At 69.4% G+C, this 25,433-nt stretch carries 25 protein-coding genes and 1 riboswitch; of the genes, 9 read left to right on the top strand and 16 right to left on the bottom strand.

Annotated elements, in window-relative coordinates:
- Window positions 1–73: 73 nt before the first annotated feature.
- Complete coding sequence (locus ACFY0K_RS38235; protein WP_390643740.1) at window positions 74–400, top strand: DUF427 domain-containing protein; 327 nt, start codon at window positions 74–76, stop codon at window positions 398–400.
- Here the strand turns inward: ACFY0K_RS38235 and mnmA are convergent.
- The gene (gene mnmA / locus ACFY0K_RS38230) at window positions 376–1,512 is read right to left on the bottom strand and encodes a tRNA 2-thiouridine(34) synthase MnmA (protein WP_390643739.1); all 1,137 of its coding nucleotides are present in this window, start codon (window positions 1,510–1,512) and stop codon (window positions 376–378) included. The genes ACFY0K_RS38235 and mnmA overlap by 25 nt on opposite strands.
- Before the next feature lie 61 nt (window positions 1,513–1,573).
- On the opposite strand from mnmA, the gene ACFY0K_RS38225 reads away from it, so the two are divergent.
- Together ACFY0K_RS38225 and ACFY0K_RS38220 are read left to right on the top strand one after the other, a co-directional pair.
- Window positions 1,574–2,236: an N-acetylmuramoyl-L-alanine amidase gene (locus tag ACFY0K_RS38225; RefSeq protein WP_390643738.1), complete on the top strand. Its 663-nt coding sequence runs from the start codon at window positions 1,574–1,576 to the stop codon at window positions 2,234–2,236.
- 223 nt (window positions 2,237–2,459) lie between these two features.
- Window positions 2,460–4,079 carry a multicopper oxidase family protein gene (locus tag ACFY0K_RS38220; protein ID WP_390643737.1) on the top strand — a complete coding sequence of 540 codons (1,620 nt, stop codon included), beginning with the start codon at window positions 2,460–2,462 and terminating at the stop codon, window positions 4,077–4,079.
- 160 nt (window positions 4,080–4,239) lie between these two features.
- Here ACFY0K_RS38220 and ACFY0K_RS38215 read toward each other — a convergent pair whose 3' ends face one another.
- The 3 genes from ACFY0K_RS38215 to ACFY0K_RS38205 all read right to left on the bottom strand — a co-directional run bounded on the left by ACFY0K_RS38215 (window position 4,240) and on the right by ACFY0K_RS38205 (window position 6,025).
- Window positions 4,240–5,403 carry a cysteine desulfurase family protein gene (locus tag ACFY0K_RS38215; RefSeq protein ID WP_390643736.1) on the bottom strand — a complete coding sequence of 388 codons (1,164 nt, stop codon included), beginning with the start codon at window positions 5,401–5,403 and terminating at the stop codon, window positions 4,240–4,242.
- A 140-nt stretch (window positions 5,404–5,543) separates the two neighbouring features.
- On the bottom strand, window positions 5,544–5,822 hold the full coding sequence (locus tag ACFY0K_RS38210) for a DUF4190 domain-containing protein (RefSeq protein WP_390643912.1): 279 nt from the start codon (window positions 5,820–5,822) through the stop codon (window positions 5,544–5,546).
- Window positions 5,823–5,857: 35 nt separating this feature from the next.
- Entirely contained in the window at window positions 5,858–6,025 is a 168-nt protein-coding gene (locus ACFY0K_RS38205) for a hypothetical protein (protein ID WP_089098627.1), read from the bottom strand.
- A 120-nt stretch (window positions 6,026–6,145) separates the two neighbouring features.
- Here ACFY0K_RS38205 and ACFY0K_RS38200 point away from each other — a divergent pair, with 120 nt between their 5' ends.
- Window positions 6,146–6,793, top strand: a complete 648-nt coding sequence (locus ACFY0K_RS38200; protein WP_390643735.1) for a TetR family transcriptional regulator — start codon at window positions 6,146–6,148, stop codon at window positions 6,791–6,793.
- A 120-nt stretch (window positions 6,794–6,913) separates the two neighbouring features.
- Here ACFY0K_RS38200 and ACFY0K_RS38195 read toward each other — a convergent pair whose 3' ends face one another.
- Both ACFY0K_RS38195 and ACFY0K_RS38190 read right to left on the bottom strand, forming a co-directional pair.
- Complete coding sequence (locus ACFY0K_RS38195; protein ID WP_390643734.1) at window positions 6,914–7,291, bottom strand: hypothetical protein; 378 nt, start codon at window positions 7,289–7,291, stop codon at window positions 6,914–6,916.
- Window positions 7,292–7,525: 234 nt separating this feature from the next.
- Window positions 7,526–8,377 (bottom strand): thioesterase family protein, encoded by an 852-nt coding sequence (locus ACFY0K_RS38190; protein WP_390643733.1) that lies wholly within the window; start codon window positions 8,375–8,377, stop codon window positions 7,526–7,528.
- A gap of 187 nt (window positions 8,378–8,564) precedes the next feature.
- Between ACFY0K_RS38190 and ACFY0K_RS38185 the strand changes: the two genes are divergently transcribed.
- Window positions 8,565–9,794: an alpha/beta hydrolase gene (locus tag ACFY0K_RS38185; RefSeq protein ID WP_382717780.1), complete on the top strand. Its 1,230-nt coding sequence runs from the start codon at window positions 8,565–8,567 to the stop codon at window positions 9,792–9,794.
- On the opposite strand, the gene ACFY0K_RS38180 is transcribed toward ACFY0K_RS38185, so the two are convergent.
- The gene (locus ACFY0K_RS38180) at window positions 9,703–10,362 is read right to left on the bottom strand and encodes a trimeric intracellular cation channel family protein (RefSeq protein ID WP_390643732.1); all 660 of its coding nucleotides are present in this window, start codon (window positions 10,360–10,362) and stop codon (window positions 9,703–9,705) included. The two genes, ACFY0K_RS38185 and ACFY0K_RS38180, sit on opposite strands and share 92 nt — an antisense overlap.
- A gap of 47 nt (window positions 10,363–10,409) precedes the next feature.
- The gene (locus ACFY0K_RS38175; protein ID WP_390643731.1) at window positions 10,410–11,801 is read right to left on the bottom strand and encodes a M1 family metallopeptidase; all 1,392 of its coding nucleotides are present in this window, start codon (window positions 11,799–11,801) and stop codon (window positions 10,410–10,412) included.
- Window positions 11,802–12,159: 358 nt separating this feature from the next.
- On the opposite strand from ACFY0K_RS38175, the gene ACFY0K_RS38170 reads away from it, so the two are divergent.
- Window positions 12,160–12,744: a hypothetical protein gene (locus tag ACFY0K_RS38170; RefSeq protein WP_390643730.1), complete on the top strand. Its 585-nt coding sequence runs from the start codon at window positions 12,160–12,162 to the stop codon at window positions 12,742–12,744.
- Window positions 12,745–12,973: 229 nt separating this feature from the next.
- Here the strand turns inward: ACFY0K_RS38170 and ACFY0K_RS38165 are convergent, their stop codons facing one another.
- The 5 genes from ACFY0K_RS38165 to ACFY0K_RS38145 all read right to left on the bottom strand — a co-directional run bounded on the left by ACFY0K_RS38165 (window position 12,974) and on the right by ACFY0K_RS38145 (window position 19,265).
- On the bottom strand, window positions 12,974–14,311 hold the full coding sequence (locus tag ACFY0K_RS38165; RefSeq protein WP_390643729.1) for an ABC transporter ATP-binding protein: 1,338 nt from the start codon (window positions 14,309–14,311) through the stop codon (window positions 12,974–12,976).
- Complete coding sequence (locus ACFY0K_RS38160; protein ID WP_351961337.1) at window positions 14,308–15,396, bottom strand: ABC transporter ATP-binding protein; 1,089 nt, start codon at window positions 15,394–15,396, stop codon at window positions 14,308–14,310. Before ACFY0K_RS38160 ends, ACFY0K_RS38165 begins: the two co-directional genes overlap by 4 nt.
- The gene (locus ACFY0K_RS38155; RefSeq protein WP_390643728.1) at window positions 15,393–16,403 is read right to left on the bottom strand and encodes an ABC transporter permease; all 1,011 of its coding nucleotides are present in this window, start codon (window positions 16,401–16,403) and stop codon (window positions 15,393–15,395) included. Before ACFY0K_RS38155 ends, ACFY0K_RS38160 begins: the two co-directional genes overlap by 4 nt.
- 90 nt (window positions 16,404–16,493) lie before the next feature.
- Window positions 16,494–18,239 carry an ABC transporter substrate-binding protein gene (locus ACFY0K_RS38150; protein WP_390643727.1) on the bottom strand — a complete coding sequence of 582 codons (1,746 nt, stop codon included), beginning with the start codon at window positions 18,237–18,239 and terminating at the stop codon, window positions 16,494–16,496.
- Window positions 18,240–18,266: 27 nt separating this feature from the next.
- Complete coding sequence (locus tag ACFY0K_RS38145; protein WP_390643726.1) at window positions 18,267–19,265, bottom strand: ABC transporter permease; 999 nt, start codon at window positions 19,263–19,265, stop codon at window positions 18,267–18,269.
- Between the two features lie 761 nt (window positions 19,266–20,026).
- On the opposite strand from ACFY0K_RS38145, the gene ACFY0K_RS38140 reads away from it, so the two are divergent.
- Window positions 20,027–20,545, top strand: coding sequence for a hypothetical protein (locus ACFY0K_RS38140; RefSeq protein ID WP_388602121.1), 519 nt, complete (start codon window positions 20,027–20,029; stop codon window positions 20,543–20,545).
- A 157-nt stretch (window positions 20,546–20,702) separates the two neighbouring features.
- Here the strand turns inward: ACFY0K_RS38140 and ACFY0K_RS38135 are convergent, their stop codons facing one another.
- From ACFY0K_RS38135 to ACFY0K_RS38125, 3 genes are all read right to left on the bottom strand, one after another.
- Complete coding sequence (locus ACFY0K_RS38135) at window positions 20,703–21,491, bottom strand: enhanced serine sensitivity protein SseB C-terminal domain-containing protein (protein ID WP_390643725.1); 789 nt, start codon at window positions 21,489–21,491, stop codon at window positions 20,703–20,705.
- A gap of 169 nt (window positions 21,492–21,660) precedes the next feature.
- Window positions 21,661–22,452 (bottom strand): enhanced serine sensitivity protein SseB, encoded by a 792-nt coding sequence (locus ACFY0K_RS38130; RefSeq protein WP_390643724.1) that lies wholly within the window; start codon window positions 22,450–22,452, stop codon window positions 21,661–21,663.
- A 229-nt stretch (window positions 22,453–22,681) separates the two neighbouring features.
- Window positions 22,682–23,356, bottom strand: a complete 675-nt coding sequence (locus ACFY0K_RS38125) for an AAA family ATPase (RefSeq protein ID WP_390643911.1) — start codon at window positions 23,354–23,356, stop codon at window positions 22,682–22,684.
- Window positions 23,357–23,539: 183 nt separating this feature from the next.
- Window positions 23,540–23,637, top strand: a riboswitch (glycine riboswitch).
- A gap of 158 nt (window positions 23,638–23,795) precedes the next feature.
- Here ACFY0K_RS38125 and gcvT point away from each other — a divergent pair.
- Together gcvT and gcvH are read left to right on the top strand one after the other, a co-directional pair.
- Window positions 23,796–24,923, top strand: coding sequence for a glycine cleavage system aminomethyltransferase GcvT (gene gcvT / locus ACFY0K_RS38120; RefSeq protein WP_351961346.1), 1,128 nt, complete (start codon window positions 23,796–23,798; stop codon window positions 24,921–24,923).
- Between the two features lie 111 nt (window positions 24,924–25,034).
- Window positions 25,035–25,412, top strand: a complete 378-nt coding sequence (gene gcvH / locus ACFY0K_RS38115) for a glycine cleavage system protein GcvH (RefSeq protein WP_390643723.1) — start codon at window positions 25,035–25,037, stop codon at window positions 25,410–25,412.
- Window positions 25,413–25,433 lie beyond the last annotated feature (21 nt).

Below are 25,433 nucleotides of genomic sequence, written 5' to 3'. Positions count from 1 at the left end.
GTTCCCCGCGCCCCTGCAGGGGCGCTTCACCGAGCGTCGGGAACAAGTGGGCGTCCGCGAGCGTCACCCCTGTATGGCCTCTGGACACACGATCACCATCGAGCAGTCTCAGCAGCACGTCCGTGTCACGCACGGGGACCTCGTCCTCGCCGAGAGCGATCGGCCTCTCGTCCTGCGTGAGACCGGGTCGCCCGTGCGGTACTACATCCCCGCCGAGGACGTCCGCCTGGACCTCCTCACGCCCTCCGACACGCACACCGTCTGTCCCTTCAAGGGGACCGCCTCCTACTGGTCCCTGCCGGACGCGCCGGACCTGGTCTGGGCGTATCCGGAGCCGAACGCGGACGTCGCCCAGATCAAGGACCACCTCTGCTTCTACGAGGTGGACGTCACCGGCTGACGCCGGACGGTGGAGGCGATCGTCGCCGATCCGACGACGCGGGTGTCGTCGTACAGGACGATCGCCTGGCCGGGGGCGACGCCGCGGACCGGCTCGGTGAACGTGACGTGCAGTTCGCCGTCGGCCGGCTCGGCGCGCACCTCGGTCTCGCCGCCGTGGGCGCGGAGCTGGGCGGTGTAGGTGCCGGGCGCGGTGGGGGCGGTGCCGCACCAGCGGGGCTTGATCGCGGTGAGGCCGGTGACGTCGAGGGCGTCGGCGGGGCCGACCGTCACCGTGTTGTTCACCGGCGAGATGTCGAGGACGTAGCGGGGCTTGCCGTCGGCGGCGGGGTGGCCGATCCGCAGGCCCTTGCGCTGGCCGATGGTGAAGCCGTACGCGCCCTCGTGGGTGCCGACCTTGGTGCCGGACTCGTCGACGATGTCGCCCTCGGCCTTGCCGAGCCGCCGGGCGAGGAAGCCCTGGGTGTCGCCGTCGGCGATGAAGCAGATGTCGTGCGAGTCGGGCTTCTTGGCGACCGCGAGGCCCCGGCGCTCGGCCTCGGCGCGGATCTCGTCCTTGGTGGTGAGGGTGTCGCCGAGCGGGAAGAGGGCGTGGGCGAGCTGCCGCTCGTCCAGGACGCCGAGGACGTACGACTGGTCCTTCGCCATGTCGGAGGCGCGGTGCAGCTCGCGGGAGCCGTCGGGGAGCGTCACGATCTTCGCGTAGTGGCCGGTGCAGACGGCGTCGAAGCCGAGCGCGAGGGCCTTGTCCAGCAGGGCCGCGAACTTGATCTTCTCGTTGCAGCGCAGGCACGGGTTGGGGGTGCGGCCCGCCTCGTACTCGGCGACGAAGTCCTCGACGACGTCCTCGCGGAAGCGGTCGGCGAGGTCCCAGACGTAGAACGGGATGCCGATGACGTCGGCGGCCCGGCGGGCGTCGCGGGAGTCCTCGATGGTGCAACAGCCCCGGGCGCCCGTGCGGAAGGACTGCGGGTTCGCGGAGAGCGCGAGGTGGACGCCGGTGACGTCGTGGCCGGCCTCCGCCGCGCGGGCGGCGGCGACGGCGGAGTCCACGCCGCCCGACATGGCGGCGAGGACGCGGAGGGGGCGGGTGCGCTGCGGGGTGTCAGTCATAGCCCCTCCAGGGTACGGGGACTGCGGGAACCAGGGCCCGCGAGTATCCGTTGGAGATCGCATGGGGGCGAATCAGACAGTGGCGGGGGACGGTGACCGCAGGCTCGGGCGGCGGGCGCTGCTGGTGGGCGGGGCGGCGGCGGCCGCGGGCACGGTGGCGCTGACCAGGGACGAGCTGTCGCGGCTCTACTGGCGGCTGCCGGGGGTGCGCAAGGCGCGGGTGGCGGGCGCGGTGGACTTCAGGGGCGCGCGCTGGGTGGCGGCGTCCCCGGCGAACTACCGGACGGCGGACCGGCCGTCCGACTACCCCGTGGACCGGGTGGTCGTCCATGTGACCCAGGGCGGCTACGCGAGCGCGGTGAAGGCCTTCCAGGACCCGGCGCACCAGGCGGCGGCGCACTACATCGTGCGCCAGGACGGGCGGATCACCCAGCTGGTCCGCGAGCTGGACGTGGCGTTCCACGCGGGGAACAGGTCGTACAACGAGCGCAGCGTCGGGATCGAGCACGAGGGGTTCGTGGACCGCCCGGAGGACTTCACGGACGCGATGTACGCGGCCTCGGCGCGGCTGACGGCCGCGATATGCCGGCGGTACGGGATGGCCGTGGACCGCGAGCACGTGATCGGTCATGCGGAGGTGCCGGGGACGGATCACACCGACCCGGGAGAGCATTGGGACTGGGGGCGTTACATGGGGCTCGTTCGGCGCGTCGGACAGGCCTGACCCCCGGTTCCACCTGTGACTCAATCGTTATCCTGTGCCCGTGCTGCACGCCGTCTGTGTCCGTTGCGTCCCGCACCCGGGGCACTAGCTGCGGCTGCTCAACCAACCCTTTTCCCAAGGGAGTTGAGAATCACCATCGTCCACGGCCACCTCACAGTCGCCCCGGTCGGCTCCTAACTTCGCCTCAGATTTCACACAGTCCTCAGGTCAAACATCCGGGGCCATGACCCACACCACAGATCCCGCCTTCGAGGCGGACGGAGACGAAGAGCAGCAGGGCACCGGCGGCCGGCGGCGGCGCGCCAAGGGCGCGGAGCACTCCAAGGCGGCGCGTGTCACCGACGCCGAGCACTCCAAGGACGGAACGGCCAAGCGCGGCAAGGGTGTTCACCGGCGGAGGTTCCTCGGCGGCATGGCCGGCGCCGGCCTGGGCGCCGTCGCCGCGGCCGGTTCCACCTTCGCCCTGCTGACCGACGCCAAGGGCAACAAGGCCGGCGCGGCGACGAACACCGCGACCCTGTCCGTCCCGGACCTCCTGGAGGGCACCACCTCCGACAGCACCACCACCTTCACCCTGGAGGCGAAGACCGGCAGCGCCGAGGTGCTCAGCGGCGTCACCAGCACCACCGCCGGCTACAACCAGTCCTTCCTCGGCCCGACCATGAAGTGGACCAAGGGCAACACGAACGTCCTCAACATCACCAACAGCCTGGGCGAGGACACCACGGTCCACTTCCACGGCGCGCACGTCCCGGCCAAGATGGACGGCGGTCCGCAGGTCGCCTTCTCCGACGGGGAGACCTGGTCGCCGACCTTCACGGTCAAGGACGAGCCGATGACGCTCTGGTACCACCCGCACGCGCTGGGCACCACGGCGAAGCAGGCGGTGCACGGCCTGGCCGGCATGATCATCGTCGACGACAGCGACAACACCACGAGTGCCGATCTGCCCAGCACCTACGGCACGGACGACATACCGCTGATCTTCCAGTGCCTGGCCGTCGACAGCTCCGGCGACATCAAGTACGACCTCACCGGCTACCTCGGCAGCGGCCTGAGCTACCCGCTGCTGGTCAACGGCACCAACGTCGACGACACCACCCTCACCTTCACCGCGACCAAGACCCGGACCCGGTTCCGGCTGCTCAACGCCTCGCCGTCGGACATCATCACCGTCCAGCGCAGCGACGGCGGCACGATGACCCAGATCGCCACCGACCAGGGCTACCTGGCCGAGGCGGCGGACGTGACCACGATCCGGCTGGTGGCGGGCGCCCGCGCCGAGATGGTGATGGACATGTCGGACGACGTCACCCTCCAGGCGGTCATCACCACCGGCTGGGTGCGCGGCGGCAGCGGCACGTACGACTTCCTGGCGGTCACCGCGAGCGGCACCGACACCCCGGACGACCTGCCCAGCTCGCTGCGGACCATCGACCGGTACGACACCAGCGACTTCACCGCGCGGACCATCACCCTCGGCCAGTCCGGTGCGACGATGCTGATCAACGGCTCGGCGGGCACGAGCATGTCCTCCATGGCCATGATCAGCACCACGCTGGGGTCCAAGGAGATCTGGACGATCAAGAACAGCACGCAGCTGGAGCACTCGTTCCACCTGCACGACGTGCCTTACCAGCTGATCTCCGTCAACGGCGAGGATCCGACCGGCGTCGAACTCGGCTGGTACGACACGTACGAGGTGGTCGGCGGCGGCTCCATCGAGATCGCCATGGAGTTCACGGACTTCTCCGACGACACCTACATGTACATGCTCCACTGCCACCTGCTGCAGCACGAGGACGAGGGCATGATGGCGGCCCTCATGGTGACGGACAGCTAGCCGCCGCCCGGCCCTCCCGAGCAGGCTGCCGCCGGCAGTGGAAGTGCCGGCGGCAGCCGTTCGCGGCGGCCGGCGCGGCAGGCCTCAACTCGGCTTCCTCGCAGCCGAGCCGGGGGGCGGATCCGCGGGTCGCGGGGGCGGCCGGGACCCCCGCGGCCGGTCAGCTGAGCCCGGCGGCCCTGGCCCGCTCCACCGCGGGGCCGATCGCCTTCCCGACCGCCTCGACGTCGGCCTGGGTGGAGGTGTGGCCGAGCGAGAAGCGCAGGGTGCCGCGGGCCAGGTCAGGGTCGGTGCCGGTGGCCAGCAGGACATGGCTGGGCTGGGCGACCCCGGCGGTGCACGCGGAGCCCGTCGAGCACTCGATGCCCTGGGCGTCGAGCAGCAGGAGCAGCGAGTCGCCCTCGCAGCCGGGGAAGGTGAAGTGCGCGTTGGCGGGGAGGCGGTCCACCGGGTCGCCGCCGAGGATCGCGTTGGGCACGGCGGTGCGGACGGCGTCGATCAGCGCGTCCCGCAGGGCGCCGATCTCCCGGGCGAACCACTCGCGGCGCTCGGCGGCGAGCCGTCCCGCCACCGCGAAGGAGGCGATCGCCGGGACGTCGAGGGTGCCGGAGCGCACGTGCCGCTCCTGGCCACCGCCGTGCAGGACGGGTACGGGCGTGTACTCACGGCCGAGGAGCAGGGCGCCGATGCCGTACGGGCCGCCGACCTTGTGGCCGGAGACGGTCAGCGCGGCGAGGCCGGAGGAGCCGAAGTCCAGTGGGATCTGGCCGAAGGCCTGGACCGCGTCGGCGTGCAGCGGGACGCCGAACTCGTTCGCCACGGCGGCGAGTTCGCGGACCGGCAGGATCGTGCCGATCTCGTTGTTGGCCCACATGACGGTGGCGAGGGCCACGTCGTCGGGGTTGCGTTCGATCGCCTCGCGCAGCGCCTCGGGGTGGACCCGGCCGTAGGTGTCGACGGGGAGGTACTCCACCGTCGCGCCCTCGTGTTCGCCGAGCCAGTGGACGGCGTCCAGGACCGCGTGGTGTTCGACGGGGCTGGCCAGGACCCGGGTGCGGGCCGGGTCGGCGTCGCGGCGGGACCAGTAGAGGCCCTTGACCGCGAGGTTGTCGGCCTCGGTGCCGCCCGAGGTGAGGACGACCTCGCTGGGGCGGGCGCCGAGCGCTTCCGCGAGGGTCTCCCTTGATTCCTCGACCGTGCGGCGGGCCTTGCGGCCTGAGGCGTGCAGGGAGGACGCGTTGCCGGTGACGCCGAGGGTGGCGGTGAGTGCTTCCACCGCTTCCGGGAGCATCGGGGTCGTGGCTGCGTGGTCGAGGTAGGCCATGGTGCGGTCGATTCTACGGGGGGCTACGCCGTAGGACCGCGGGGCGTCGTGGGCGGCCTGTGCCGGTGTGCGGGTGCCGGTGGTTCGTGACGGTGGCGCAGTTCCCGCGCCCCGTTGGGGCGCGCCCCCCTGGGGCCTGCTTACAGGCTCCAGGAGACCGTGTTCGAGGCCGCCATCGCGATCGCCAGGACCGCGAGGTCCGCCACGCCGAGCGCCAGGCCCAGGTATGCGCGGCCCTTGCGGGCGGTGCCGCGCCACAGGGAGACCAGGGACAGGATGATCGCGATCGGGCCCAGGAACAGGTTCAGGACCAGGAGGCCCAGCAGGCCCAGGATGAAGGACGCCACGGCCATGCCGTCGGCGTCGCGGGTGCCGGTGCGGGTCTCGGGGCGGGGGGTGGCGGGGGCGGTGAGTTGCATCATGCTCAGCTCCTCAAGTGAGCGGGGACGGAAGGTCAGTTGGCCGAGGTGTGACGGCGGCGGGCGAGGCGCTCGCGGAGTGCGAAGACGGCCAGCCAGACGACGATCACGGCGGCGAGGCCTGCGGTGACGTCGAGCGGCGCGTGGGCCACGGTGCCCAGCACCACGCCGAGCAGCATGAGTGCGGCGACGAGGAACAGCATGGGTTCGATCCCCCTCCGTTACATTTGGGTGAACGGTTGTAGTAACAGTTGTTCACTGACTTCGAGTCTAGCAACTCGCACGGCTTTTCAATTCCGGAGAACAGTTGTTAACTGGATGACATGAGTCACACCCTCGGCATCCGACAGGCCCAGAAGCAGAAGACCCGCCAGGCCTTCCTGGACGCGGCGCTCGCCCTGCTGGAGGAGCAGAGCCTGAGCAGCCTGGGACTGCGCGAGGTCACCCGGGCCGTGGGCGTCGCCCCGACCGCCTTCTACCGGCACTTCCGCTCGACGGCGGACCTCGGCGTCGCCCTCGTCGACGAGGCGCTGGGCAGCCTGCATCCGATGGTCCGCACGACGGTCGCCACGGGCGGCGCGGAACGCATCACCCGGGCCGTGCAGCTGATCGCCGACCACGTGGCAGCGCACCCGGCGCACGTCCGGTTCATCGCCCGGGAGCGGCACGGCGGGGTGCAGCCGGTGCGGGAGGCGATCCGGGCCCAGCTCGCCCGGTTCGCCGAGGAGGTCAAGACCGAGCTGGCCAAGGATCCCGAGGCCGAGGGCTGGAACGACGACGACCTGCTGATGCTCGCCCACCTCTACGTGGACCAGATGCTCATCACCGCCTCCCTGTTCCTGGAGACCCTGGAGTCTCCGGAGTCCCCGCAGTCGGCCGAGTCCTCCGAGGCGGAGCGGCAGCGCGTCGTCCGGCTCGCCACCCGGCAGCTGCGGCTGATCAGCCTCGGCCGGCAGCACTGGCTGGACTGAGCGGAGCGCTCCGCTGGAAGCGCCGCAGCAGGCCGTCAGTCTGCTGCGGCGCCGTCGTGGCCGATCGCGCAGTTCCTCGCGCCCCTTACGGGGCGCTGCCCAACCGTACGACCCCTGCGGTCAGCTCTTCGTCGCCTGTGCGGTCGGTGCGCCGCTGGGCGCCGCGCCGCCCGCGCCGGGGCCGCCCTGGCCGCCGCCGCAGCCGCCCATGCCGCGGCCGGGGCCGCCCTGACCGCCCTGACCGCCTGCGCCCGGGCCGCCGCTCGGCATGCCGGTGGGGGTGCCCGTCGGCTTGACGGTCGAGTTGCCGGTCGGCGCGCCGCTGGGCCTGCCCGACGCGTTGCCGGTGGGCATGCCGGTCGGCCGCCGACAGCTCTGCCCGCCGGAGTTGCCGCTGTTGGAGGACGACGACGAGTCGCCCGAACCGCCGCACGCGGTCAGCAGCAGCGGGGACAGCGCGAGCAGGGCCACGGCGGGGACGAGACGTACACGCTTCATGAGAGACAACTCCATTGAGGATGAGGGAGTCCTGAGGAGTGGCACTCAATCAACGGCGCTTAAGGCCTTCTTGGGCCCCCACTGTTCGCCGCCTGTCAGGGAGGTAAAGCGCTCTTCAAGAGGCGCCGCTGACCTGGTAGTTCGCTGCACGGCGGCGCCTACTCGCTGGTACAACCCCGTGACAGAACGGGGTTCGCGCCGTCGAAACGGCGAGGCGCCGGTCCGGGGCCGGGGTCAGCCGAGGCGGACGCGGGCCAGCTGGCGGGACTGGGCCACCAGGCGGTCCTCGGCGTCCCAGACCTCGGCGTCCTCCTCCAGGAACCCGCCGGCCAGGTTGCGGGTGGTGATGGAGACGCGCAGCGGGCCCGGGGCGGGGCGGTGGCGGACGTGGACGGTGAGTTCGACCGTGGGCACCCAGCCCTTGAGGCCGATCTCGAACGCGGTCGGCGGCAGCGCGTCCACCGCGAGGAGCAGGGAGAGCGGGTCGGCGTCACGGCCGTCCGCGAGACCGAACCAGGCGCGCATCTCGCCCTTGCCGGAGGGCGCGCCGAGGGCCCAGCCGAGGGTGGCGGGGTCCAGCTTGAGCATCAGGCGCTCGGTGATGGCGGAGCTGCCGTCGACCGGGGCGGGGCCGTCCTCCGGGCCGAAGCAGTGCTCCATGGCCGGGATCGCGGGCGGGGTCGCCGTCGTACGGACGTCGTCGGGGAGGGCGGCGAGGTCGCCGTAGGAAGCGAGGACGCGGATGCGTTCGACCTCGTTGCCCTCGTCGTCGTACTGGAAGAGCGAGGCCTGGCCGGTGGAGAGGGTGCGGCCGGCGCGGACGATGTCCGTGCGGATCACGGCCGGGCCCGGCTGGGACGCGGTCAGGTAGTGCGCGGAGACGGTGAACGGGTCGGGGTGCGGCAGCGTGTCCGCGAGCGCCCGGCCGAGCACGGCGAGCAGGTAGCCGCCGTTGACGGCGCTGATGATGGTCCAGCCGGCCGAGAGGTCGATGTCGTAGACGCCGGGAGCGCGCCGGGTGACCGCGGTGTCGCGGTCGAACTCGCTGTCGCCGATCACGGCCCGCGTGGATGCTGCTTCTGGCATGCCTGAACAGTACAAGATGTGATTACTAAGCGGTAGCTTTTGTGATCCACGCACCAGCGGTCCGGCCGGTGCCCGGTCGGTGCCCAGCCAGTAAGGGCTCCGTCCGTCGAGTGAGGTTCCGGCAATTTCTAGGTAAGTGTCCGGACACGTCCGTAACCCGGAGCCCTCGATTCCCCTCTATGGGGACATGAGCCTCACCGGGACTCCGTTCCTCTACACGACCATCGTCCTGTCCGTGGTCGCCCTCATACTGCCGCTCGTCCTGTGGTCGAGGATGCGCGGACCCAAGGCCGTCCGCGCCGCGGCCCGGATCCTGATGCTCCTGTTCGCGCAGGCCACCGCGGTCACGCTGATCTTCGTGCTGGTCAACAACGAGAACAACCTGTACGACAACTGGGCCGACCTCCTCGGCACCGGCAACCATGTCCAGCAGGCCGCGAACCTCGGCCAGGACGGTACCGGCGGCATAGCGCTGAAACGGCTGCCGAAGGTGAAGCAGGCCTTCTCGGCGGCCGACGGGCCGGGCATGCGGGCGGCCGGCGGGGTCGAGGTCACCCAGCTCAAGGGACGGGTCTCGGGCGTCAACGCCGAGGTCTACGTCTGGCTGCCGCCCCAGTACCACGAGGCCGCCTACCGCAACCACCGCTTCCCGGTCGTGGAGCTGCTGCCCGGCTACCCCGGCTCGGCCAAGGCCTGGTTCGGTTCGCTGAAGGTCACCGAGCAGCTGGAGCCGCTGATGAGGAGCGGCAAGGTCGCGCCGTTCATCCTGGTCGCGCCGCGCACCAACCTGCTGGCCGGGGTGGACACCGGATGCGCCAACATCCCGGGCACGGTCAACGCGGACAGCTGGCTCAGCATCGACGTGCCGAAGATGGTGACCGACAACTTCCGCGCCGCGGCCGCCCCCGCCAACTGGGCCGTGGCCGGCTACTCGGCGGGCGCCCACTGCGCGGTCAAGCTGGCCGTCGCCCATCCGGACCGCTACCGGGCCGCGATCAGCCTGTCCGGCTACAACGACCCGATCGGCGAGCGCAACTCGCTCGCCGCGCAGAGCGTGACCCTGCGCGAGCAGAACAACCCCTACCTGCTGCTGCGCAAGGCGGTCAGCCCGCCCCGGATCGCGCTCTACATCTCCGGCGAGTCCGGCGACGGCTACCAGGCCGGGGTCGCGCTGGAGCAGATCGCCAAGGCCCCGACGACCGTGCACGTGGTGTACCTGCCGCACAGCGCGGGCGGCCACAACATGGCGCTGTGGCGGCCCCAGGTGCCGACGGTCTTCGAGTGGCTCACGCTCAACATGGGCCAGAGCCACGTTCGGGCCGGGGCTACTCCTCCCGAACCGTCGAACGCCGGTTCCACGCACGCGGCGCTCGCCAGTGGTAGCGCATCGCGAGCAGGCGCAGTACGAAAGCGGTGACCACCGCGAACCCGCTGGTGAACGGGGTCAGCGCGTCGTAGTGGATGCACAGCACCACCGTCGTCGCCCCGACGATCGCCGGGACCGCGTACAGGTCGCGGTCCCAGCGCAGCAGCGAGGGAACCTCGTTGGCGAGCACGTCCCGGAGCACGCCACCGCCGACCGCGGTGGCGAGCCCCAGGGCGGCGGAGGCGGTGAGGTTGAGGCCGTAGGAGTAGGCCTTCGTCGTGCCGCTGACCGCGAACAGGCCGAGGCCGGCCGCGTCGAAGACCAGGACCGCCGACTGGATCCGTTCGACGTGCGGGTGCAGGAAGAACACCACCAGGGCGGCGATCAGCGGGGTGATGAAGTACCCGAGGTCCGTGAAGGCGGCCGGGGGGACGGCCCCGATGATCACGTCCCGGAAGATCCCTCCGCCCAGCGCGGTGACCTCGGCCATCACTCCGATGCCGAAGACGTCGAAGTTCTTGCGGACGGCCAGCAGCGCGCCGGAGATGGCGAACACGAAGATGCCGATGACGTCGAGCGTGTGCTGGACGGAGGGAGAGAAGAGTTGCTGGAGCTGCACCCTGACATTGTGACCTGTCAGGGTGCATGAACCTTACAAACCCAGGCCTACAGGGCGGGTTTCCCTGCGGTGAAGAGCCAGGTCTGGAAGAGGTCGTCCAGCTGCTGCCCGCTGACCTTCTCCGCGAGGCGGATGAAGTCGGCGGTGTCGGCGTTGCCGTAGCGGTGCAGCTTCGTCCAGGCCGGGAGCAGCTTGAAGAAGGCCGTGTCGCCGATGCGCTCGCGCAGCATCTGCAGGGTCATCGCGCCGCGCTGGTAGACGGCCGAGGCGAACATGGTGTCGCGCTGCGGGTCGGCGACGGTGATCTGCCAGAAGGGGTTGTCGGCGGCCCGGGAGTTGTAGGCGGCGAGGAACGAGTCGTGGGCGGACCTGGTGCCCTGGTGCTCCGCCCACAGCCACTGGGCGTAGGTGGCGAAGCCCTCGTTGAGCCAGATGTCCTTCCACTGCGCCACGCTCACCGAGTCACCGAACCACTGGTGGGCCAGCTCGTGCACGATCGTGGTCTCGCTGCGCACCGCCGAGTAGGCCGGCTTGCTCTGCACCTCCAGCGAGAACCCGGCCTCCGGCATGTCGTCGACTATGGCCCCGGTCTCCTCGAAGGGGTACGGCCCGAAGAGCTGCGACCAGTAGTCGGTCGCGGCGGCGGTGACGGCGTACACGTCGACGTTGTTGCTGTTCGCGAGGACCGGGTCGATGGCGACGTAGATGGGGATGCCGGAGGGGGTCTTCCCGGTCCGCACGTCGAACTTCCCGATGGTGGCGGTGGCGAGGTAGGTCGCCATCGGCTTCGACTCGCGCCAGTGCGTGTACGTCGAGCCGCCCTTGTCGTACGTCGACACCAGCCGGCCGTTGGAGACACCGGTCAGGCCCTGGGGCGCCTTGATCCGGATGTCGTAGGTGGCCTTGTCGGCGGGGTGGTCGCTGGACGGGAACCAGGTGGAGGCGGCGTTGGGCTCGCAGGCGACGAAGACGCCGTCGGTGGTCTTCATCCAGCCGTAGTCGGAGCCGAAGACGATGGGGCCGTTGAGGGGCTCGGGTATCCCGCCGTAGGTGACGGAGACGGTGAAGTCGCGGCCCTTGCGGAGCGCGTCCTTCGGGGTGACGGTGATCTCGTCGCCGGCGCGCGTGAACTCGGCGCGTCTGCCGTTCACTTCGACCTTCGTGACCTCCAGCTTCTGCAGGTCGAGGTCGAAGGCGGAGAGGTTCTGGGTGGCACGGGCGGTGAGCGTGGTACGGCCGTCGAGGCGGCCGGTGTCCGGGGCGTAGGCCACGTCGAGGTCGTAGTGCCGGGCGTCGAAGCCACCGTTGCCGAGCTGCGGGAAGTAGGGGTCGCCGATGCCGTCGGCGCCCGGGGTGGGGGCGGGGGCGGCCGCGACGACAAGGAAAGAGGCCGCCGCGATCGCGAGGGCCCCTAAACGTGCCGAACGGGAGAAGGCCATGGGTCGTCCCTTCGGTGCATGGTCCGATTCGGTCGGATACGCCGAACCCTCTCCCCTGCCGTTCGGTCATGTACACGACTTTACCAACTTGTCATGCGCTACTGGGCCGTTGACTCCTGGCCTCCGCGATCCGGCTCGCCACTCGGCACCGGATACGAAAACGACAGCCGCGTGAATTAAATCTGAGCCTTATTTGAGGTTACCGAGAAAGTGATGGCAAGGAGATCGCAAAATCCCTTTCCCGCAACCGACTTGCGCTCTAGTTTCACACTCGCGGGGGGAGTCGCCACACGGGGTGGTTGAGCGGCCTCCCCCAAACCTCGATGAGGGACAAAATCCTGATCCCCATGCGAGAACGATGACCAGCGGTGCGGCGCCGTCTGCCGCGGTCGCCGCGGATGCCACAGGGTCGTCGTGCGTAAGAGTGTCGCGAAACTCCTTCATCGATTCCAGCATTTTGGAGAACCAAGAGATGATTTCCGTCGCCCAAGCCAGATTCTCACAATACGCGGTACGCGCGGCCGCACTGACTGCCGCATTGCTGGCCTCGGCCGGCTGCAGTGACGGGGGTTCCTCGGCGCGGCAATCGGTGCCTCCGACGGCGGCACACGCCTCGGAGCCCGCGAAAGCGCAGTTGCCGACGCTGGAATCGCTCAAATCCCCGGCTCCCTCCGGGAAACTGCTGGTGGCGCAGAGCGGGCAGGGTGGCCGGCAGTTCGAGGTGCCCCTGACGAAGACGGGCTCCCAGCTCACGGTGCGACTGATCTGTGTGGGGCCCGGTGCCGTGAAGGTGACCGACGGAGCCGGCGGTCGCGTCCTGAACGTGGGGGGTTGCAGCGCCACGGCCGCGTACACCACGAGCTTCACCGGCGCGAAGAGCGACCGGGTGCTGCGCCTCGCGGTGCGGCCTTCGGTGTCGTGGCGGGTGCTGGTCTGGGGGTGACGCCCCGCAACTCGGCCAGTGGAGAACACGAACAGCCTGCTGCGCGGGCGGCCGTCGTCGACGAAGTCAACAGCCACCCACGCAAAACGCTCGGCTGGGAAACCCCAGCCGAGCGCCTCGTCATGCGACTGGCATACAGCCAGTTGATCACCTGTGGTGCAAGGACCCCGGGAATTCGCCTACCGGCAGGGGCCCTTCGGAGCGGGCTGCGGCCCGTGGGCACAAGCGATCAGCCCTGCTTGTCGGCCGACTCCTGACCGTCCGCCTCTGCGTCTGCTTCTGCGTCTGCTTCTGCCGAGCCGATGGCCTCGTCGGTCTCATCGGCCTCGGCCCGGTCGTCGGCAACAGTGGCTTCCTCGGAAGCGGCCTCGGCCGCCTCGGCGACCTCCGCCGCCGACGTCGCCGCCGACTCCTCCAGGACCGCCTCGCCCACCAGTTCCGCGGCCTCCTTCGCCGCGGTCAGCAGGACGGTGTCCTGCGGAGCCTGGTCCTCGAAGTTCTCGGGGTGGTGGCAGGCGACCCGCTGGCCGGGCTTCAGCTCGACGAGCGCCGGCTCGGTCGTCTTGCAGATCTGCGTCGCCTTCCAGCAGCGCGTGTGGAAACGGCAGCCGGAGGGAGGCGCGATCGGCGACGGGACGTCACCGCGCAGCAGGATGCGCTCGTTCTTGGTGCCCCGCCGCTTCGGGTCGGGAATCGGCACGGCCGACATCAGGGCCTTGGTGTACGGGTGCATCGGCGCCTCGTACAGCGAGGTGCGGTCCGCAAGCTCGACGATCTTGCCGAGGTACATCACCGCTATCCGGTCCGAGACGTGCCGGACGACGGACAGGTCGTGCGCGATGATCACGTACGTCAGGCCCAGCTCCTCCTGGAGGTCGTCCATGAGGTTGACGACCTGGGCCTGGATCGACACGTCCAGCGCGGACACCGGCTCGTCGGCGACGACCAGCTTCGGCTTCAGGGCGAGCGCACGGGCGATGCCGATGCGCTGGCGCTGACCGCCGGAGAACTCGTGCGGATAGCGGTTGTAGTGCTCGGGGTTGAGACCGACGAGCTCCAAGAGCCGCTGGACCTCCTTCTTCACCCCGCCCTCGGGCTCCACGCCCTGGAGCCGGAAGGGCGCCGAGACGATCGAGCCGATGGTGTGCCGGGGGTTCAGGGAGCCGTACGGGTCCTGGAAGATCATCTGGACGTCGCGGCGCATCGGGCGCAACTTACCGGTGCTCAGCCGCGTGATGTCCCGGCCCTCGAACTCGATCGTGCCGCTGGTCGGGTCCTGGAGCCGGGTGATGACCCGGCCCATGGTCGACTTGCCGCAGCCCGACTCGCCGACGACGCCCAGGGTTTCGCCCTTGCGCACCTCGAAGTCGAGGCCGTCGACCGCCTTCACGGCGCCGACCTGGCGCTGCAGGAGCCCCTTCTTGATCGGGAAGTGCTTCGTCAGGCCCTTGACCCTGAGCAGCACCTCACGCTCGGCGGAGCCGTCCTCGGGGGCCGGGGCCTGCTCCGGGATCGCGGCCTTCCCGGCGGCGTCCTCGGCGGTGTCTTTTTTGTTGGTCTCACTCACAGCTTCGGCGCAATCTCTTCGGTCCAGATCCGCGTACGGTCCTCCGCCGAGAGGTGGCAGGCGGACCAGTGGCCGCCCTCCGCCAGCTCCAGCTCGGGACGCACCGTGCGGGTGACGTTCCCCTTGGGAAGGTCCGCGTACGGGCAGCGCGGGTGGAAGGCACAGCCCGAGGGGACGTTGATGAGGCTCGGCGGCTGGCCCTTGACCGGGGTGAGCCGGTCGGCGGTGTCGCGGTCGATGCGCGGCATCGAGCCGAGCAGGCCCCAGGTGTACGGGTGCTGCGGCTTGTCGAAGATCTCCCCGACCGGACCGCGCTCCACGCACCGGCCGCCGTACATCACCAGGACGTCGTCGGCGATCTCGGCGACCACGCCGAGATCGTGCGTGATCATGATGACCGCGGAGCCGAACTCCTTCTGCAGATCGCGGATCAGGTCGAGGATCTGTGCCTGGACGGTGACGTCGAGGGCGGTGGTCGGCTCGTCCGCGATGAGCAGTTCGGGGTTGTTGACCAGCGCCATCGCGATCATCGCGCGCTGACGCATACCACCGGAGAACTCGTGCGGGTAGCCGTCGATGCGCTTGGCGGGCTCGGGGATGCCGACCCGGTCGAGCATCTCGATGGCGCGCGTGCGGGCCACCTTCTTGCTGACCTTGTTGTGGACCCGGTAGGCCTCCACGATCTGGGTCCCGACCTTGTAGTACGGGTGCATCGCGGACAGCGGGTCCTGGAAGATCATCGCCATCTTGCGGCCACGCAGTCGGCGTACCTCGTCCGGGTCGGCGCCGATCAGCTCCTGGCCGTCCAGCCACACCTCGCCGGAGACCGTGGCGTTCGCCGCGCGGTGCAGACCCATGAGACCGAGGGACGTCACGGACTTGCCGGAGCCCGACTCGCCCACGATGCCCAGGGTCTGGCCCCGCTTCACGTCGAAGCTGACGCCGTCCACGGACTTGACCAGACCGTCGTCGGTGCTGAAGTGGATGCGCAGATCGCGAACGGAGAGGAACGCGTCTTGGGCATCGGAAGGGGCGGCGACGTCCGTGGCCGGTTCGCCCAGTGCCGCCTTTTCGAGCTTGCTCACGAGTACCTCACGCGGGGGTCGATGGCTGCGTACACCAGGTCGACGACCAGATTGGAGAAGACGATGAAGAAGGCGGCGACCAGGGTCACGGCCATCACGATGGGCAGGTCGTTGTCCTTGATGGCCTGGATCGAGTACGCACCGATCCCCTGCAGGGAGAAGACCGTCTCGGTGAGCACCGCGGTGCCGATGAGCGTGCCGAAGTCGATACCGAAGATGGTGACGATCGGGGTGAGGGTGGCGCGCAGGCCGTGCTTGGTGACGACCGTGCTCTCCCGCAGGCCCTTGGCCCGGGCCGTCCGGATGTAGTCCTCGCTCATCGTCTCCAGCATGCCCGCCCGGGTGAGCCGGGCATAGGTGGCGGAGAAGAGGAACGCGAGGCTGACCCAGGGCAGGAACAGGTGCCAGGCCCACTCACCCGGGTTCTGGGTGAAGGGCACGTAGTCGGTGCTGTCCCAGATGGGCCACTGGTAGATGAACAGGACGTTGATGACCTGTCCGGTGAAGAAGATCGGGAGCGAGACGCCGGCGAGCGCGATGAACATCGAAATGCGGTCGACGGGCTTGCCCTTGCGCAGCGCCGAGATGACGCCGGTGGTCACACCGAAGATCAACCAGATCACGGCCGCACCGACGGCCAGCGAGAAGGAGACCGGGATGCGCTGCGTGAGCTGTGGCCACACCTCGACGTGACTCTTGAAGGAGTACCCGAAGCAGGGGGCGCTGCAGTGCGTGGCGTCGGGACCGAACTTGTAGTCCGCGCCTACGAACAGGCCCTTGATGTAGTCCCAGTACTGGATGTAGATGGGGTGGTCGAAGCCCAGGTTCTTCTTGATCGCGGCGATGGACTCGGGGTTGGCGTCCTTGCCGACGTACTGGGTGGCCAGCTGGGTGGCCGTCTGGCCGCCCAGGCGGGGGACCAGGAAGAAGATCGCGAAGGTGACTGCGCTGACCACCAGCAGCAGTACCAAGGCGCCAAAGACGCGTCGGATGATATACGCAGCCACAGCTGTCCGGCTCCGGGGGGCCGGGACGGAGTGTGTCCGTCCCGGCCGCCCGGAGCCTTCACCTGCCTTTCAGGGGTATCCGGCCTGCTGTTACTTCGAGGAGCCCAGCAGCGTGTAGTCGTACATGCCGAGGTACGCCTGCGTGACCGTGACGTTGGTCGCGGACGTAGGCCTGATCAGCAGGTTCTTGCGGTAGACCAGCGGGACGACCGAGGCGTTGTCCAGGACCATCTTGTCGATGTCGCCCCAGGCCTTGGTGCGGGCCGTGGCGTCGGTGTTGGAGATGGCGTCGGACAGAGCCTTGTTGATCTGCGGGTCGTTCAGCTCCATCAGGTTGTTGCCGCCCGAGGGCTTGATGGCCGAACCGTCGACGATCTGGTCCAGGAAGCCGTAGCCGGTCGGCCAGTCGGCACCCCACGCCATCATCATCATGCCGAGCTTGTGCTGGTGGACGTAGCTCGGGACACCGGCGAAGTTGGCGAAGTACTTACCGGAGGGGAACTGCTTGATGTCGACCGTGATGCCGACGCCCTTGAGCGAGTTCTGGATGGCCGTGGCGGCCGCGATCTCGGCGGGGCGGTCGGCGCGGGCCGTCAGCGTGGTGGAGAAGCCGCTCGGCTTGCCGCACTGCTTCAGCTCGTCCTTGGCCTTGGCCGCGTCACCCTTGTGGCCGGCCGAGGGGTAGGTGTCGAACTTGGTGTAGCCGTTGACCGACGGCGGCAGCAGCGTGGTGGCCACGTCACCCTTGGGCGATCCACCCATGGCGTCGATGACCGACTGCTTGTCGAGGGCCCACTGGACGGCCTTGCGGCAGTGGACGTTGTCGAACGGGGCGACGTGCACGTTCAGGGCCATGTAGCTCGTGGCACCCGCGTACGAGTTGTCCGTCTGCTTGGCGTACTTGCCGCTCAGGATCTTCGGCTGGGTCTGCGGCTGCACACCGGCGCCGGTGATGTCGGCCGTGATCTTGTCGGCGAGCAGGTCGTTGTCGACCGTGACCGGGTTGACCTTGAACTTGATGTTGATCTTGTCCGGCAGCGCCTTGCGGATCGGGTCCGTCTTCGGGTCCCAGTTCGGGTTGCGGACGAGGGAGGCACTGGCGCCCTCCTCGTACGAGGCGAACTTGTAGGGGCCGGAGGACACGATGTGCTGGACGTACTTCGCGCCGTCGTCCTTCGCCTGCGGCACGGGGGCCGTCTGGGAGAAGGTCGCCAGGTAGTCGAAGTCGGCGAACGGCTTGGCCAGGTGGAAGACGATCGTCTGGTCGTCCGGGGTCGCGATCGAGTCGAGACCCTTCTTGTCCTTGTAGGGGCCCTTGTACTTGTCGCCGCCCTGCAGGTACGCCTTGAAGTACGTGGGACCGTTGGACAGGGCCTCGGGCGCGAAGTTGGAGCGCTCGATCGCGTACTTGACGTCCTTGGACGTGATCGGCGTGCCGTCATCGAACTTCAGGCCCGAACGCAGGTGGTACGTCCAGGTCTTGGCGTCGGCGCTGGCCTTGCCGAGGGAGTCGGCGAGGTCGGGGACGACGGTCAGGCCGTCCTTGCCGGCTGCCGGCTTGAACGTGACGAGCGTACGGGCGTACAGACGCGAGAAGTTCTGCACGAAGCCGTAGTACGTGTTACCCGGGTCCAGGGAGTCCGGAACGTCGGAGTCCTCGAGGTTGACCGTCCCCCCCTTCTTGCTCGACGCGTTGACGATGGAGTCCAGCGCCGCGTCCTTCTTGACGGTGCTGCCACCGCCGCTGTTGGTGTCTTTACTGCTGCTGCACGCGGCAGCGGCGAGCGAGACCGCCAGAACCGTCGCCACGGCGGCGGTGAGCCTTCTCGTCTTCACGTGAGGAATGCCCCCTCGATCGTTGGGTCACTTGCTGCGAGGGTCGAGCGCGTCACGCAGCCCGTCACCCAGCAGGTTGAATGCCAGGACGGTGATGAAGATCGCCAGTCCGGGCACGAACATGAACTGCGGATCTGCGGTGTAGAGATCCACAGCGTTGCTGAGCATTCCGCCCCAAGAAGCCTGCGGCGGCGCGATACCGACTCCGAGGAAGCTCAGCGCGGCCTCGAAAAGGATGTTCGTCGGGATGATCAGCGTCGAGTAGACGATGATCGGCGCGACGAGGTTGGGGAGCAGCTCGCGGAACAGGATGTACGGGCCGCGGGCGCCCAGGCTGGTGGCGGCCTCCACGAACTCGCGCCGCGCGAGGCTCATCGTCTGGGCGCGCACGATACGGCCGATGTACGGCCAGCTGAAGAAGCCGATCACGAAGATCAGCACGCCGATGCGCAGCGGCAGACCATTGAACCCGAAGAAACCGTCCTGCACAGATGCCGAGATGGCGATGGCGAACAGCAGCAGCGGGAACGCCAGGAAGGTGTCCATCAGCCGGCTGATGACGCTGTCGACCCAGCCGCCGTAGTAGCCGGCGACGACGCCGAGCACGGTACCGATGATCACGGACAGCAGGGTGGCTCCGCCGGCGACCAGCAGCGAAACCCAGGAGCCCTCGATGATGCGGGCGAGCATGTCACGGCCGTACTGCGGCTCCACGCCCAGCGGGTGGGCCCAACTCATACCGCCCCAGCTGCCCTTGGGGGCCAGCAGAGCCGGGTCGATGAGGTCCTGGTGGAACTGGTTGGGATCCAGCCCGAAAGCCCATTCGATGGGCTTCGCGAGCACCGCCATCAGCACGAGCAGGATGACGACGACGCCGCCCGCAACAGCCAGCTTGTCCCGTTTGAAACGGGTCCAGGCGATCTGTGAAAGTGAACGCCCTTCGATCTGGCTCTTCTTGACCCCGGCGAGCACGGCCTCGGGCTGCACTTCAGCCTCCGCCCCGGTGGTCTCGATCGGTGCGGTCACAGTGACCTGACCCCTCTCACCGGCGGTGACCGGCCTTTGTCCGCCGCGGTGGGCGGCTTGGTTCGCTTGCATGTTCCGCGGTGTGGCCGCCATTGGTTACGGCCCGACTGTCCACGAGACCCTTCGGCCGGTTACTGCGCACCGGCGTGCAGGATCGGTGACTTCGCGTCTGAGAGGCGAGTCTTCAATGCCTTGGTGATCACGCGCCAGGCCTGATGGGGAAAGTATGCGCAACCGTGATGACGATAGGGGTTTCCGCTATCCGGACGACCGGCCACAGAGGGCGGACGGAACCGATTCAGGTAAATGGTGCAAAACATCATCTATGGCCCATGTCTACGCGCGGAGATCGAACTCGGGCGGTCAGCGGATCGTCACCCACCGTCGCGCCGACGCGAGCGGCGGCGAAGCCCGGACCGGTCGGCCTGACCCGCATGGAAGTGACTGACGTCACACTTCGATGCTTGTCATGCCCGATTCACCACTTCCCTTACTTTTGCCCTGGCACACAGAGTGGACAATCGGGATTTTGGGCGTGAATCAATTTTCCTGCGCTTTGCGAATCTGAGGTTCCTCTGAGCATTCAACCGAACACGACCAAAACGAACTGCTTGCCGAAATTAATTCGCAGGGCTAGCTTCATTCCCGTCACAGCCGCTCCGGCAACCGAATTACCGGGGCTGCGCGAAACGGGGAAGAAACGGGGAGAAATGAAGGCAACGAAGAAACGTACTCTGTATTCTGCGGCAACGAGCGTCGGCTTGCTCGTCGGAAGCTTCGCCATCATTCCCGCGACGGCGACCTCGGCGGCCGCTGCGCACTGCGAGCCTTCCACCTACTACGAGGTGACCAGGCTGACGGGCGCCTCCTACAAGTCACGCGGGCCCGTCCGCAGCAAGTACAACAGCAGCTCCCACGCGGCCACACTCTCGATCGCGGAGACGACGAGCACCACGCGGGCGTCTGCATGGAGCGGCGAGGCCAGCGTGTCCGTCGGGTGGGCCATCGCCACGGTGAACGCCAAGACCAGCTACTCGGTGACCAAGACGGCCGCAAAGGGCGTCACCGTGACGGACACCATGGTCGTCGACTCGCACAAGCGCGGATACGCGGAGCCCATGGTCGAGTACCACAACTTCGACATCGAAAAGTGGCGCGAGGGCGGTGACTGCAAGCAGTATCCCGTCAAGGACATGGGAATCCTCAAGGGAATAACTTCGTCGGAACACTGGGCGGAATGCCAGACAAAGAGCTCTGACGGCTGCACCCCCAAGCCGTGATGGCGCTGCAGGGCTGACACAGGACAACACCACGAGAAATCCGGGTGAGCGGCAGACTCATTGCCGCTCACCCGGATTTTTTGCGCAGGAACCAACAGCACAGAAAAAAGACGACGCACCGTCCGCGGGGGACCTGCTGCGCCGGACAGGCCGAAACTCAGAAGACCCCGGGGCCCGGATACCCGTACCCCGCCGCCGGTGCCGGCGCCGCGTGCGCCTCGCGGTCGTAGAAGGGCCGTGCCGTCGCCCGCATCCACATCACGACCGGGTCGTACTCGTCGGTCATCGCGACCGTCGACACCGGCAGCCCGTCCGGCACCGCGCCGATCGACTGCTGCATCATCCCCCGCACCGAGTCCACGGCCGACGGCGAGGTGTCGTACACGTCCAGGCCGATCGCGAGGTACGGCGCCCCGAGGGCCGGCTGCACCCAGGCGCGGCGCAGCGAGCGGACCGCGGGGGTGCGGTGGGCGTTCTGCGTGAGCAGGGCGTAGAACTGCGGGACCTCGATGGCCGGTTCGGTGAGCCTGAGCGGCCCGGCCGGCTGGCGGTCCAGGCCGGTGGCGATGCGGCGCAGGTCCAGCCAGGGGATGCCGACGCCGCCGCCCGGGGCGTGCGGGTTGAGCCAGAGGCCGAAGTGGTCGGGGTACAGCGTGCGGGCCACGTCGACGCCGTCGACCACCTCGTACGAGCGGTTCCAGCCGCTCGCGGAGAGTTCCTGGGCCGAGGTCACGCAGGGGGCGTAGCCGTGGCCCTCGACCTCCATGTTGCCGTACTGGGCGTCGGGGGAGCCGGCCTGACCGTGCCAGAGCAGCATCCAGATCTGACCGGAGGAGGGCGTGGCGAGGGCGCGGAGGAGTGCCTCGTAGGCGTCGTAGCGCCCGGGGGTTACCTGGCGCAGCATGTGCTCGACCTGTCCGGCCGCCGCGGTGCCGCTGGCGCTCACGTGTTACCGCCCCTTCATCTGGTGCCCCGCGTTCGGAGGACCGCCCCGCGTTTGGAGACAGCTTAAGCGCCAGGGGGGTGGCACCGATTGTCCGTCGGCGGGTGCGGGTTTCGTCGTGACCGAGCGCGCGGTTCCCCGCGCCCCCGAGTCGGCTGCCCCCAGGGCGTTCCTAGTGACCGTACTGATAGAAGGGGCGCACGTTCTCGCGCATCCAGTGGCCCACCGGGTCGTCCGCCACGTCGAGGAGGACCAGGTTCACCGGCCACTTCACCGGGACCCGGCCCAGCGCCTTGCCCAGGGCCTCCAGGGGCAGGGCGCGCAAGTCGCCCTCCCACTGGGAGAGTTCGATGCCCACGAACATCACCGGGTCGGCCGTCTCGATCACGGCCAGGCAGCGGCGGGCCGTGGCGACCACGCCGATCGCCGCGAACTCCGCCGACGCCGCGGCCAGGAAGTCCATCGGGTCGTCCTGCCAGTCCGGTTCGAAGAGGCGGACCCGGCCGCCGGAAGCGGGGCCGTCCAGTTCGGTGCGGCCGGCCCGGCAGAGCTGGGCGACCGCCTCCGGCGGCAGCGGGACACCGACCACTCCCCCGGGGTTGACGGCGATGCCGACCTGCGGGGGCAGGCCGCGGGCGAACTCGACCGCCGGGGCGATCGTGTACGACAGGTGGGAGCCGGCCACCTGCCGGAACTGCTCCTCGGAGCTGAAGACCGGCACGTACACCTGGCCGTCGATCTGTGTGGTGGGCAGGTCCAGCGGGCCGCTGTGCGGGCCGCCGCCCTCGGGCAGCGGGATCCACAGGAAGCTCCGGCCCAGTACCTCGATGAGCCGGCCGGCCGCCGCGGGCACGCCGAGGGAGGCCGACAGGACCTCCTCCAGTTCGTTGCCGGGCCACCCGCCGTGCGGGTGGGGGTGCGCCTGTGCCGGGAAGTCCGCGGGAATGTCCGCCGGGAAGTCCATCTGCCTACCGCCTGCTGGAAACCGCTGCTGAGGCTGGAAAGGCTAGCGGGTGACGCCGACAAAGCCACCCCACCAGCCGGTTCGGGCCGCGAAGGCGGTCCCGGCGCGCCACGGCCGTCCCGGCGCACCACGGCCCTCACCGCGCGCCACGGCCGTCCCGGCGCGCCACGGCCCTCACCGCCCGCCACGGCCGTCCCTGCACGCCGAAACCGGGTCCGTCGCGGCCGTCTCAGCGCTCGAAGCCGATCCGGCGCAGTACGTCCGCCGCGGCCCGGTCGAGGAGGACCGCCGAGCCGACGCCCTCGGGAAGCCTGCCCCTCTCCGCGGCCCGCAGCAGCCGGCCGGCCGCCCTGCGGTGGCGCAGGAAGGCGTACCGGGAGACGCCCCGGCCGCGCTCGCGCTGGCCGTCCAGGGCCGTGCCCGGCGTGACGTCGAGCAGCAGCAGGTGCAGGGTGCCGCCGCGGCGGCGGGCCTCCCGGGCCAGCCAGTCGCGCACCCAGGCCTGGGTCCCGCAGTCGTGCACGACCACGCCCTCGCCGGTGCCGAGGGCGCGGCGCAGCCCGGCGTAGTGGGCGAGGCGGACCAGCGGGCGGTAGACGGCGTACGGCAGGAGACGGGCCAGGCGGGCGTCCCAGCGGTCACGGGTGTCCTGGGAGTCGATGCGGATGCCCTGCACGGTGCGGTGCATCAGGGTGGACTTCCCGCTGCCTGGCAGCCCGGTGACCACGACCAGGTCCCGGGTGCCGAAGAGCAGGCCGCGCGGGCTGTGCCCGGCGCGGCCGCGCAGGTCGCGGACGACCGGCGCGGGGAGCTCGTCGCACCGCTCGCGGGCCGGGGCCGCCGGCTGCTGGGGCAGGGCGATACCCGTCGTCGTCGCGTATGCCGTGGTCCTTGTCACCGTGATCGTCCTCCCTGGGGGTTCAGGAAAGGTTTTCCCCACTTGAAGTAAAGAGAAGGTAATGCACGGTGTCTCGCGGTTCCGTTCGCGTCCTGCCACAGGCCCGTCACAAAGGCGCGGGACGGGTCCGGCCTGCCACGGCCCCGGGCGGCGTGCAATGATGTCCGCGCCAACTGCATACCGGCCGCTTGAATCCGCGCGGGAGAGTCCCCAGCCGTCTTCGCTGGGGCGCCGAAGGAGCAAGTCCCTCCCTTGAATCTCTCAGGCCCCGTTACCGCGCGGGCGAGGCACATCTGAAAAGCGGGCCGCTGTGTCAGTGGCTCCACCCAAGGTGCAAGCCGTGATCACGTCCGTGGTCAGGGCGAACCTCTCAGGTTCCGATGACAGATGGGGAGGACAGCCCTCGCCTGTCATGCCCTTGGGACCTTCGGGAGACGACCGACCGATGAGCAGTACCGATTCCGCCGCACCCCGCCGTACCGCGCTCGACGCCCTGCACCGCTCGCTCGGCGCGACCATGACCGACTTCGCCGGCTGGGACATGCCCCTGCGCTACGGCTCCGAGCGCGACGAGCACGTCGCCGTACGCACCAGGGCCGGGCTCTTCGACCTCTCCCACATGGGCGAGATCACCGTGACCGGCCCGCAGGCCGCCGCCCTGCTGAACCACGCCCTGGTCGGGAACATCGCCTCCGTCGGCACGGGCCGGGCCCGCTACACCATGATCTGCCGGGCCGACGGCGGCATCCTGGACGACCTGATCGTCTACCGGCTGGCCGAGACCGAGTACCTGGTCGTCGCCAACGCCTCCAACGCCCAGGTCGTCCTCGACGCGCTCGTGGAGCGCTCCGCCGGGTTCGACGCCGAGGTCCGCGACGACCGGGACGCGTACGCGCTGCTCGCCGTCCAGGGCCCGGAGTCCCCCGGCATCCTCGCCTCCCTCACCGACGCCGACCTGGACGGGCTGAAGTACTACGCCGGGCTGCCCGGCACCGTCGCCGGCGTCCCGGCACTGATCGCGCGCACCGGCTACACCGGCGAGGACGGCTTCGAGCTGTTCGTGAAGCCGGAGCACGCGGTGGAGCTGTGGCAGGCGCTGACCAAGGCCGGCGAGGGCGCCGGTCTGGTGCCGTGCGGGCTGTCCTGCCGGGACACGCTGCGCCTCGAGGCGGGCATGCCGCTGTACGGGCACGAGCTCAGCACCTCGCTCACCCCCTTCGACGCCGGGCTCGGCCGGGTGGTGAAGTTCGAGAAGGAGGGCGACTTCGTGGGGCGCGCCGCGCTCGCCGAGGCCGCCGCCCGCGCCGAGCAGAACCCGCCGCGGGTGCTCGTCGGCCTGGTCGCCGAGGGCCGCCGGGTGCCGCGCGCCGGTTACCCGGTGGTCGCCGGCGGCGAGGTGATCGGCGAGGTCACCTCGGGCGCCCCCTCCCCCACCCTGGGCAGGCCGATCGCCATGGCGTACGTCGACGCGGCGCACTCGGCGCCGGGCACGGCGGGCGTCGGCGTGGACATCCGGGGCAGTCACGAGCCGTACGAGGTCGTGGCACTGCCCTTCTACAAGCGCCAGAAGTAGCCCACCGAGCAGCCCACCGGGCGTGACCCCGCGCACATCGCCGCTGATCACGCGTATCCCCAGCAGTCCCCCCTTCACCAGCACTCCCCCGCGTACAGGAGAATTCAGGCCATGAGCAACCCCCAGCAGCTGCGTTACAGCAAGGAGCACGAGTGGCTCACGGCCGCCGAGGACGGCGTGGCGACGGTCGGCATCACGGAGCACGCGGCCAACGCGCTCGGTGACGTCGTCTTCGTCCAGCTCCCGGCGGTCGGCGACACGGTGACCGCGGGCGACTCCTGCGGCGAGCTGGAGTCGACCAAGTCGGTGTCCGACCTGTACGCCCCGGTCACCGGTGAGATCACCGCGGTCAACGAGGACGTCGTCGACGACCCGTCCCTGGTGAACTCGGCCCCCTTCGAGGGCGGCTGGCTCTTCAAGGTGCGCGTCACGGACGAGCCGGCCGACCTGCTCTCCGCCGACGAGTACACCGCCTTCACCGCCGGCTGAGGAGTCGTAGAACGGATGTCT

The sequence above is a fragment of the Streptomyces sp. NPDC001507 genome (assembly GCF_042894765.1).
In the GTDB taxonomy this organism is placed as follows: domain Bacteria; phylum Actinomycetota; class Actinomycetes; order Streptomycetales; family Streptomycetaceae; genus Streptomyces.
This window is presented reverse-complemented; position numbering and strand designations above follow the sequence as displayed.

Coding starts and splice junctions, on each gene's coding strand:
- ACFY0K_RS38235 (WP_390643740.1), top strand. CDS start 74: ATGGCCTCTGGACACACGATCACCATCGAGCAGTCTCAGCAGCACGTC.
- mnmA (WP_390643739.1), bottom strand. CDS start 1,512: ATGACTGACACCCCGCAGCGCACCCGCCCCCTCCGCGTCCTCGCCGCC.
- ACFY0K_RS38225 (WP_390643738.1), top strand. CDS start 1,574: ATGGGGGCGAATCAGACAGTGGCGGGGGACGGTGACCGCAGGCTCGGG.
- ACFY0K_RS38220 (WP_390643737.1), top strand. CDS start 2,460: ATGACCCACACCACAGATCCCGCCTTCGAGGCGGACGGAGACGAAGAG.
- ACFY0K_RS38215 (WP_390643736.1), bottom strand. CDS start 5,403: ATGGCCTACCTCGACCACGCAGCCACGACCCCGATGCTCCCGGAAGCG.
- ACFY0K_RS38210 (WP_390643912.1), bottom strand. CDS start 5,822: ATGCAACTCACCGCCCCCGCCACCCCCCGCCCCGAGACCCGCACCGGC.
- ACFY0K_RS38205 (WP_089098627.1), bottom strand. CDS start 6,025: ATGCTGTTCCTCGTCGCCGCACTCATGCTGCTCGGCGTGGTGCTGGGC.
- ACFY0K_RS38200 (WP_390643735.1), top strand. CDS start 6,146: ATGAGTCACACCCTCGGCATCCGACAGGCCCAGAAGCAGAAGACCCGC.
- ACFY0K_RS38195 (WP_390643734.1), bottom strand. CDS start 7,291: ATGAAGCGTGTACGTCTCGTCCCCGCCGTGGCCCTGCTCGCGCTGTCC.
- ACFY0K_RS38190 (WP_390643733.1), bottom strand. CDS start 8,377: ATGCCAGAAGCAGCATCCACGCGGGCCGTGATCGGCGACAGCGAGTTC.
- ACFY0K_RS38185 (WP_382717780.1), top strand. CDS start 8,565: ATGAGCCTCACCGGGACTCCGTTCCTCTACACGACCATCGTCCTGTCC.
- ACFY0K_RS38175 (WP_390643731.1), bottom strand. CDS start 11,801: ATGGCCTTCTCCCGTTCGGCACGTTTAGGGGCCCTCGCGATCGCGGCG.
- ACFY0K_RS38170 (WP_390643730.1), top strand. CDS start 12,160: ATGACCAGCGGTGCGGCGCCGTCTGCCGCGGTCGCCGCGGATGCCACA.
- ACFY0K_RS38130 (WP_390643724.1), bottom strand. CDS start 22,452: ATGGACTTCCCGGCGGACATTCCCGCGGACTTCCCGGCACAGGCGCAC.
- gcvT (WP_351961346.1), top strand. CDS start 23,796: ATGAGCAGTACCGATTCCGCCGCACCCCGCCGTACCGCGCTCGACGCC.
- gcvH (WP_390643723.1), top strand. CDS start 25,035: ATGAGCAACCCCCAGCAGCTGCGTTACAGCAAGGAGCACGAGTGGCTC.